This window comes from Frankia sp. AiPs1, assembly GCF_023716945.1.
GTDB lineage: Bacteria > Actinomycetota > Actinomycetes > Frankiales > Frankiaceae > Frankia.
In genome coordinates, this window is sequence record NZ_JAMQQF010000194.1 from 1 (window position 1) to 10065 (window position 10065).

General features: G+C 72.5%; 6 protein-coding genes. All 6 read left to right on the forward strand.

The window, feature by feature from the left end; all coding sequences use genetic code 11:
• Nucleotides 1-753: polysaccharide deacetylase family protein (locus ND748_RS17240; RefSeq protein WP_251746824.1), on the forward strand; the 753-nt coding region annotated here is incomplete at its 5' end.
• 236 nt (nucleotides 754-989) lie between these two features.
• Nucleotides 990-2153 (forward strand): esterase family protein, encoded by a 1164-nt coding sequence (locus tag ND748_RS17245; protein ID WP_251746825.1) that lies wholly within the window; start codon nucleotides 990-992, stop codon nucleotides 2151-2153.
• A 146-nt stretch (nucleotides 2154-2299) separates the two neighbouring features.
• Nucleotides 2300-3277, forward strand: a complete 978-nt coding sequence (locus ND748_RS17250; RefSeq protein ID WP_251746826.1) for a cytochrome c oxidase assembly protein — start codon at nucleotides 2300-2302, stop codon at nucleotides 3275-3277.
• 303 nt (nucleotides 3278-3580) lie between these two features.
• Nucleotides 3581-5227 carry an alkaline phosphatase family protein gene (locus tag ND748_RS17255; protein WP_285902267.1) on the forward strand — a complete coding sequence of 549 codons (1647 nt, stop codon included), beginning with the start codon at nucleotides 3581-3583 and terminating at the stop codon, nucleotides 5225-5227.
• A gap of 212 nt (nucleotides 5228-5439) precedes the next feature.
• Nucleotides 5440-6012 (forward strand): dihydrofolate reductase family protein, encoded by a 573-nt coding sequence (locus tag ND748_RS17260; RefSeq protein ID WP_251746828.1) that lies wholly within the window; start codon nucleotides 5440-5442, stop codon nucleotides 6010-6012.
• Between the two features lie 896 nt (nucleotides 6013-6908).
• Nucleotides 6909-10065, forward strand: a 3157-nt coding sequence (locus ND748_RS17265; protein ID WP_251746829.1) for an amino acid adenylation domain-containing protein, incomplete at its 3' end; no start/stop codon positions are given.

The following is a 10065-nucleotide window of genomic DNA, read 5'->3' on the forward strand; positions in this document are numbered from 1 at the left end:
TCGCCGCCCACCGCCGCGGCCGGCGGCGGCCCGTCAGCCGTGTCCTCGTCCGCCTCGTCCGCGTCCTCCGCCTCGTCCTCGGCCGCGGCGTCCGCGGTGGCTGCGGACCCCGGCGGCCCGGGCCTGGTGCCGGGGGGAAGCGCGGTGGCGGTGACCAACGGTCCGCGGGATCGGCCCCGGGTCGCGCTCACCTTCCACCTCGGCCCGCACGAGACCGGCCAGGACCTCTCCCTGGCTCATCAGCTGCTCGCCGACGCCACCCGGCTCGCCGTACCGATCACGGTGTTCGCCGTCGGCCGATGGCTGGACGCCCACCAGGATCTCGTCCCGGCCATCCTGGCGAGCGGCAACGAACTGGCGAACCACACCTACACCCACCCGACCCTGACCGCGCTGCCGGCCGACCAGGTCGCCGCCGAGATCACGGGCTGCCGGGACGTACTGGCCCGCCTCGCGCCGACCCAGGGTCGCTACTTCCGACCCTCCGGCACGAGCACCGCCACCGCGCTGATCCTCACCGAGGCCGGCGCCGCCGGGTATCGCACGGTCGTCGACTTCGACGTCGACCCGCTCGACTACACCTCGCCGGGAACGGACGCCGTCGTCGCCCGGGTGCGGGCCGGCACCCGACCGGGCTCCATCGTGAGCATGCATTTCGGCTACCCGGGCACCGTCGCCGCGTTTCCCCGCATCGTCGCGAACCTGCAGACGGCCGGCCTCCGCCCGGTGGCAGTGCACGACCTGCTCACCTGACGGTGTCCCGGCGCCGCCACCTGGTCCGGACGGCCGGGATGATCGTCCCTCGGGGTCGTGCGCGTCAGGTCGAGGGCCCGTCGCGGACAAGACGCCATGATCCGGATCAAACAGCCCTTCCGTGCACGTTCAACAGCAGGATCTACTCGTGGCGGACCAGTCCGTGGAACGGACCTGACACAGCGCCCGTCGAGGAGTCCACTGACACGTGTCTTCTTGCCGGGTAGGGGTGGACGTTGGGATCGCTGGTCGTCATCGGGAAGTGGTTCATCCTGTCGCTGGCCGGGCTTGCGCTGCTGTCCTGGGTGGGCTGCGTGCTGCTGGCCCGCCGGGGACGGGTGGTGACGGTCGCGATGGCGGGGCTGTCGGTGGTGCTGACGCTGGCGACGGTGGCGGATCTGGTCAACGCCCACTACAGCTACCTGCCCCGGGTCGACGACGTCGTCGGCGTCAGGTCGTGGCCGACGGCGTCGGTCCGCGAGGCCGCGGCTGCGGCAGCCCCGCGGCCGCACCCGAACGGGTCGGTCATCGATCTTCAGGTCAACGGGGTCCGCAGCGGCTTCGGGGTCCGGGAGGCGATGGTCTACCTGCCTGCGCAGTACTTCACCGAGCCGCAGGCCCGCTTCCCGGTGGTTTACCTGATGCACGGTTCGCCGGGCGCCCCGGTCGACTGGTACCGGGCGAACCGGGCGGCGGAGATCGGCGCGCTGCTCGCCCGCGAGGGCCGGCCCGCGATCCTCGTCGCCCCCCGTCTCAGCCACGGCTGGCTCGACGACAGCGAGTGCGTCGACCGGCCCAGTGAGCACATCGAGACCTACATGGTCGACGACGTCATCCCCACGGTCGACGCCCGCCTGCGGGCGATTGCGGACCGGGCCGACCGGATCTTCGCCGGGATGTCCGCCGGCGGCTTCTGCGCGCTGAACCTCGGGCTGCGCCACCGTGATCTCGTCGCGACGATCGTGGACATGTCCGGGATGGACAAGCCCACCCACGACGGGGGGATGGCCGGCCTGTTCGGCAACCGGCCCGATCTCGGGCTCGTCGCCGCGTCCAACACCCCGGCGCTCTACGCGTCGACCCTGCCGCCGTACCCGCCGATGCGGGTGTGGATGGACAGCGGGCGCACTGACCACGAGGCGCTGTCGGACACCCGGACCATGGCGGCCACCCTGTCGCGGCGCCCGGGTTTCGACGTCGTCCTGCGGCTGCGCCCGGGTAGCCACGACTTCGGCGTGTGGCGACCGGCCCTGCGTGACAGCCTGCAGTGGGCGGTACCGCGCAGCGGCGCCACGCCCGCCCTCGCGACGTCCACTGCCAGCGGCCCGCGTCGTGCCCCGCACGCTCTCGTTCGCCGTGATCATTCCCGGGCCCGTGCAACCGCCCGGCGGGTGCTCTGATCATCGGCTCGATCGGGCCAGCCGGGTCGCGCCCCGCCACCCGCGACGCCCACACCCGCGTCAGCTGAGGGGGGCCTGGGCGTAGCGTGCCGAAGGGCCGCGGGACGCGGTGCTCGGGAACGCGGCCGCGTGCAGGGGGCGCCTGGATGGGTTCGGGACAGGTCTTCACGTCGCTGCAGGGTGCGGGAGTGCCGGGGCCACCGTCACCGAGGGTGACGGCAGCCCTGTCGTCGCCGTCCCACCCGTGGGCGACGTTCCACGTCGATCCGGTTGCCTGCGCCCTGATCGGGATCGCCGCGGCGGGGTACGCCTACGGACTGCGTCGACGTGCCGGGCGGGGGGAGAGCTGGCCCGTCCGACGCACGGTGGTGTTCTTCGGCCCCGGCCTGCTCAGCCTGCTGGTGTTCACGATGGCCTGGCCGGGCGCCTACGCGCACGCCCTGTTCTCGGCGTACATCGTCCAGGTCCTCGGCCTGTTCATGATCACACCTGTGCTGCTGACCTGCGGTCGGCCCGTCGAACTGGTCCGCTCTGTCGCCTCGGACCGGCTGCGCGGGATCGGGGGCCGGGTCAGCCGGGTGCGACTGCTGCGCGGCGCGGTCAGTCCGATCTTCGGCGCGCTGCTGGTGCCGGTCATCACCTCCGTCGTGGTGTTCACCGGAATCTTCGGAGCGAGTCTGCGAAGCGAGCCGATCTATCACACTCTGCAGATCGCGCTGCTGGCGCTGGGTTTCCTCGTCGCGGTGCCGCTGATAGAAGAATCGGCACAGGTGACCGGGATCGCCGCGGCCGCCGCGCTGTTCATCAGTTTCCTGGAGCTGTTGTTGGACAGCATTCCGGGCGGCGTGCTGACGTTTCGCACTCACCTGCTGGCGCCGGTCGGCTATCTTGCGCTGCATCGTTCCTGGGGGCCGGCGCCGCTGACCGACCAGCACACGGCCGGCGCGATCCTGTGGGCTGTCGGCGAGGTGGCGGACCTGCCTTTCGTCGCCGTGCTCATGGTGCGCTGGATGCGGGTGGACGAGCGGGAGGCCCGCGAGGCGGACCGGCTGCTGGACGAGGCCGAAGGGGGCGCGACGCTCATGCGGCCATGGTGGGAGACGGACCCCCGCCCGCCTCGGTGACCTGACGGGTGCCGGCCGCCGATCGGGAGCGGGCCTGCCTCGGGCGGCCTGGTGTCGACCGTCTCCCACTACAGAAATCCTGATGTGAAGACCGTGTGAAAGACCTCGGGCAGCCATTTATTGGGTGCCGGATGGGAAACGGCGGGAAATTCGGCACAACGCGCGGGAATTCTTACCCCCGGGTTCTCCCGGGCGTCGACGATCGGCCATCCGGGCGGGCTAGCAATACGGAGCGCGCCGGTATGGTCCGGTGCGTTCGAGGAGGAATTCGTGTTCCGTTCTCCCACCCGACGGGCAGTCGGGATGGCGGCATCCGGGCTGGCCCTGTCCGGACTGGTCGCGTTCTCGGCGGCCACGCCCGCGGTGGCCGGGTCACCCGAGCACACCCGGTCCCCGGCCCGGCACGTCCTGTTGCTGTCCGTGGACGGACTCCACCAGGCGGACCTCGGCGCATATGTCGGGACGCATCCGAGTTCGGCGTTGGCCGGGCTGGTCGGCGCCGGCGTCTCGTACACCCACGCGTCGACCCCGGTGCCGTCCGACTCGTTCCCCGGACTGATCGCTCAGGTGACGGGGGGTAATCCGGCGACCACGGGCATCTACTACGATGACACCTTCAACCACAGCCTGCTGCCCGCCGGCACGACGTCCTGCGCCGGGGTGAAGCCGGGCGCCGAGGTCGCGTTCACCGAGGCGGCCGACCGCGACCAGAGCTCCCTCGACGCGGGGCAGGGTCTCGCCGGGCTGCCCGGCAGCATCCTGTCCATGACCGGGTCGCCCCAGACGCTGCTCGATCCGAAGGCGCTTCCGGTCGACCCGTTGACCTGCAAGCCGGTCTACCCGCACTCCTACCTCACGGCGAACACCGTCTTCGAGGTGGCCCGCGCCCATGGGCTGGGCACCGCCTGGTCGGACAAGCACCCCGCCTACGAGATCCTCAACGGCCCGTCGGGCACCGGCGTCCAGGACCTGTTCACTCCTGAGATCAACAGCACCGCCCTCGGCTACCCCGGCGGCGATGACTGGACGAAGGACAACGCGGCCACCGAGCAGTACGACGCGTACAAGGTGACCGCGGTCCGTAACGAGATCGACGGGTACGACCACGGTCGCACCCACCGGGTCCCGACCCCGGCGATCTTCGGGATGAACTTCCAGACGGTTTCCACCGCGCAGAAGCTGCCCAGCTCGGACGGGCTGACCGGCGGTTACCTACCAGGTGGCACCGAGCCGGGGCCGCTGCTGACTCGTGCGCTCGACTTCGTCGACCACCAGGTCGGTGCCCTGATCGCCGAGCTGACGCGGACCGGTCAGGCGGACAGCACCGCGATCATCCTGTCGGCGAAGCACGGCCAGTCGCCGACGGACCCGAACGCGCTGACCCGCATCGACGACGGCGCCGTCATCAAGGCGCTGAACGCGGCCTGGGCGAAGGCGCACCCCGGCGCGGCCGACCTGGTCGCCTTCTCCACGGACGACGACATCCTGCAGCTGTGGCTGAGCGACCGGTCGCAGGCCGCCGCCGACTTCGCGCGTGCCTTCCTGCTCTCCCACGACGCCACCGGCACCACGATCAGCGGCGCCAGCCGCACGCTGCCCGCCTCCGGGCTCACCACGGCGTATGCGGGCAGTGCCGCCGCCCGTTACTTCGGCGCCTCGGCGCGTGATGCCCGCCATCCCGACGTCGTCGGCACAGTCGCGCACGGCGTGGTCTACACGGGTGGCACGAGCAAGATCGCCGAGCATGGTGGCGCGGACCCGCAGGACCGCAACGTTCCGCTCGTCGTCTCGGGTGCCGGTGCCCACTCGGGCCGGATCGACCCGGCTCCGGTCGAAACCACCTCGATCGCGCCGACCATCCTCACGCTGCTCGGGCTCAACCCGAACGAGCTGAGCGCCGTGCGCACCGAGCACACCCGAACCCTGGACGTCGCGCCGATCACCCACTAGGCACCGCAGGCACCGCAGGCACCGCAGGCACCGGACAAGCCACCCCGTCCCCGTCTCCGTGCGAGGGCGGGGTGGCGGCGTCCGCGTCCGACGCCAGAACCCTGGTGGAGGCCGTGCCCGGCGGCCGAGGCGCGACTCCCCCCGCTGTGACCTGCGCTGCCGACACGCTTTCATGTCCCCACCACCGGACACGAGACCTCACGGAGACCTGGATGCGTACGCTGATCAGCACCGCCTTCCTCTCGCTCGACGGCGTCGTGGAGGCGCCGGGTGGCGAACCCGGCTACCGGAACTCGGGATGGACCTTCAAGGACATCGAGTTCCTCCCCGAGGCCTTCGACATCAAGGGGCGGGAACAGCAGGAAGCCACGGCAATGCTGCTGGGCCGGGTCAGCTACGAGGCGTTCAGTCCGGTGTGGCCGGCCATGGCGGAGTTCGCCGACTACAGGACGATGCCGAAGTACGTCGTCTCGACCACCCTCACCGAGGACGGCCTGGTCTCGAACTGGGGTGACACCACGATCCTGCGCTCGCTCGGCGAGGTCGCCGCCCTGAAGGAGACCGAGGGAGGCCCGATTATCGTCCACGGCAGCGCCTCACTGAACCACGGCCTGTCCGACGCGGGCCTGATCGACCGTTACCACCTGCTCGTCTTCCCGCTGCTGCTCGGCGCGGGCAAGCGCCTGTTCAGCGCCACGGACAAGGACAGCCAGAAGTTGACGTTGGTCGAGCACGGCGTCTACGCCAACGGCCTGCAGAAGTGCGTCTTCGACGTCGTCCACTGACGCCGGCGCCGGCATCGCGCCGCGCCGCCGCCTCCTCGGACGGCCCCGCCGCCGGCCCCGGCCTGCTACCCGCCGGCCGGGGACGGCCGCGGACCGATCTCCGTATCTGCGCGTGATCGGTGGGATACGGGAAGATCGCAGCCTGCGTCCCAGCGTGTTGATCACGCGGTTCCGCGGAACCGCGCCACGCCGTCGGAGGCGAACTCCGGTGTCTCGGAGGCGCCGGGTCATGGCGATCCCGAGTTCCGTGGTCACGCTGTGTATCGACGTCCACGCCTCGCTGGTCCGGATCGCGTGGCATGGACAGGCCGTCGGCTCGTCACCGCCTACCCGGGCTGGCCGCCAACACCTGCGGATCGGCGGTTTCGACCGGCCGTGCAGGGCCCTTGGCGCTGCCCGCGGCCCGGGTCGACAGGGGCCGTTCCCTTGACAGAAGGCGTGACGGACTGCAAGCTGGCACCAGCTTAGCTAAACCTAACCTTATCGACGCGCGCCGCTTGCCACCGCTGATGGGAGGTGTCACGCCCACGGGACACACCCGACCCGCGGCTGCGCGCTGCACCGGCTCACCGCCTCGGTGGGCCCGATCCCCGCGAAGCCCGGAGGCATGCCACCCAGGCGACGCCGATCTTAGCGCCCAGGGCCGTCCTCGTGTCCGCCCAACCGAGATGAACCTGGGCTTTCCCCTGCGCCACTTCGTTCTCTGATCCGTTCTTTCTTCGCCGTTGCGACGCACAGAGCCAACGGCTTGGTTCCGCATGCCCGAATGCGATGAATTCGGAGGTTGGCCGCATGGCCGTGAGCCCGTTCGACGACGACAGCGGTCATTTCTTCGACCCGACGAACAGCGAGGGGCCGGTAATGGCGCGGGACGACCGGGGCCGGACGGCCGCGCCGTGAGCATCGACGAGCGAGCGAAGGACCCGCGTGCCCTACGCCGTGAGCTGGCCCGGCGACGACTCGCCGAACAGGGCCTCGCCTCCGCACCCGTCCCGAATCGCGCCTCAGCCTCAGCCTCCGCCTCAGCCGCCGCCGCCGCGCCCGACTCGGCCTCGGCGCCGGGCAGCGCCGGGGGAACGTCCGCCGGGGGAACGTCCGCCGGGGGGACGTCCACCCGGGGTGACCGGCCGCTGTCCGCCGGGCAGCGCCGGATGTGGTCGCTGCAGCACCTCGACCCAAGCACGACCGGGTACAACGTGCGGCTCGCGCTGGACCTGACCGGACCGGTGCGCGCGGACGCCCTGCGCGCCGCGGCCGAGGCGGTCGTCGCCCGGCACGACGTGCTGCGGACGACCTACCGGATGGACGGCGCCGGCCAGGTGGTCCAGGTGGTCCATCCGGTGCTCGCGCCGGTCGTCGACCAGCGGGACCTCACCGACCTTCCTGCCGGCGAGCGGTCCACCCGCGCGGGTGAGCTGTGCGCCGCGCTCGCCGCGACCCCGTTCGACCTGTCCACCGACTCCCCGTTGCGCCTCGGCCTGTTCACCACGGGCCCGCAGGCGCTGACCCTGATCGTCGTCGCCCATCACATCGCCTGGGACGACAGCACCACGGCAATCTTCTTCGGGGAGCTGGTCGCGCTCCTGCCCGAACCGTCCGTCGTCCTGCCCGCCGCGCCGCAGTTCGCCGACGTGGCGCTGCGCCCGGCGACGGAGGATCCCGCGGCCGGGCTCGCGTTCTGGCGTGACGTCCTCACCCCGCTGCCGGAGCCGCTCGTCCTGCCCGAGCTCACCGCCGCCGACCGGGGCTCCGGCGGCGTCGACCAGACGCGGATGCTCGGCGCGGGGATGGCCGCCCGGCTCCGGGATGCCGCCCGCGAGCACCGTGCGTCCACCTTCATGATTCTCACCGCGGCCGTCGCCGTACTGCTACGCCGCTACGGCGGGGCACGCGACGTGGTCATCGGCGTGCCGGTCGTCAACCGGGACGTCGACGGGGGCGCCGAGGTCGTCGGTTACCTCGGCAACACGATCCCGCTGCGGCTGCGCCTGGCCGACGCGGACACCTTCGCCGCCGTCGTCGCCCAGGCCCGACGGGTGTGCCTCGCCGCCTACGTCCACCAGGACGTCGACCTCGACGACATCGCCCGGGCGGCGGACCCCGAGCGGGCGCGGGGCGACGCCGCGCTGTTCGGCATCGTGCTCTCGCTGCGGGCCTCCATGCTGGAGCCGTTCCGGGCGGTCGGGCTCACCGCGCGGCGCCGGCACGTGCCCGGCGACGACGCCCGCTTCGACCTGACCCTCGCCGTCGAGATCGACGGCGACACCGTCACCGTCGAGGCCAACCACCCGTCGACCGACCCGGCCCGGGCCCTCGTCGCCCGCCTGCTCGGTCACCTCGACCGGCTGCTCGACCTGGTGCTCGCCCGCCCCGACGTCGTGCTACGCGACGTCGAGCTGCTCAGCGACACCGAGCGTGACCAGCTCCTCGTCGCGTGGAACGACACCGCCGCCGTCCCGGCGCCGCAGCTGCTGCCCGAGCGGTTCGCCGCCCAGGCGACGGCGACGCCCGACGCACCGGCCGTGCTGGCCGACGGCGAGCTGCTGACCTACCGGCAGCTCGACCGCCGGGCGAACCGGCTGGCCCGGCTGCTCGTCGAGCACGGCGCCGGCCCCGAGTCGGTCGTGGCGCTGGGGATCCCGCGCTGCGCCGACATGGTCGTCGCGGTGCTCGCCGTCGCCAAGGCGGGCGCGTCCTACGTGCCGGTCGACCCGGACTACCCGCCCGACCGGGTGCGGCTCATGCTGACCGACTCCCGGCCCGTCCTGCTGCTCACCACCGCAGCCGGGCAGGGGGCGCTGCCCGCCGTCGACGACCTGCGCGCGGTGCTGCTCGACGCCCCGGACACCCGGGCGCGCCTGGGCGCACTGCCCGACGGCGACCTGACCGACGCCGACCGGGTCACCCCCCTGCTGCCCGAACACCCGGCGTATGTGATCTACACCTCCGGGTCGACCGGGGTGCCCAAGGGCGTGGTCGTCGCCCACCGGGCGCTCGCCAACCACCTGGACTGGGCGGTGGCACGCTTTCCCGGACTGGCCGGCCACACCCTCATGCACTCCTCGATCTCGTTCGACTTCTCGGTCACCCCGCTGCTGGCGACCCTCACCTGCGGCGGCGCGGTCGAGCTGTGCGCCGACTCGCCGGACGCCATCGCCCAGGCCGCCGGCGCCGCCACCTTCCTCAAGATCACGCCGAGTCACCTGCCGCTGCTGTCGTCGGTGCGGTTCGCCGACGAGGGCCCGCGCACCCTCGTCATCGCCGGCGAGGAGCTGCGCGGCGAGGCCCTCGACCAGTGGCAGCGGCCGCTCGACGACCGGTTCGCCGTCATCAACGAGTACGGCCCGACCGAGACGACGGTCGGCGCCCTGCTGCACCCGGTGGACGCCGCCTCCGAGGACGCGGCCTCCGAGGGGGCCGCCTCCGAGGGGGCCGCAGCCGTCGGAGTCGTCGGAGTCGGCGGAGCTGTCGGGGTCGTCGGCGCCGTCCCCGTCGGGTCGCCAGTGGCCAACACGACCTGCCACGTCCTCGACGAGAACCTGCGCCTGACCCCCCTCGGCGTGCCCGGCGAGCTGTACATCGGCGGGGCGCAGCTCGCCCGCGGCTACCTCAACCGGCCGGGCCTGAGCGCGTGCCGGTTCGTCGCCGACCCCTACGGCCCGCCCGGTGCGCGGCTCTACCGCACCGGCGACCTGATGCGCCGGCTGCCGTCCGGTGCGCTGCAGTTCCTCGGCCGCGTCGACGACCAGGTCAAGATCCGCGGCTACCGGGTCGAGCTCGGTGAGATCGAGTCCGTCCTGCTGGCCGTCCCCGGCGTCGCCCAGGCCACGGTGGCCGCCCGCACCGACGGCCCCGGCGGCCGGTACCTGGCCGCCTACCTGGTGCTCGCCGACGGCGCGCAGCCGGATGCCGCGGCCCTGCGCGCCCACGGCGCCGCGGTGCTGCCCGACCACATGGTGCCCGCGACGCTGACCTTCCTGCCCGCCCTGCCGCTCTCGCCGTCGGGCAAGGTCGACCGGCGCGCCCTGCCCGCCCCCCGCTTCGGTGCCGACC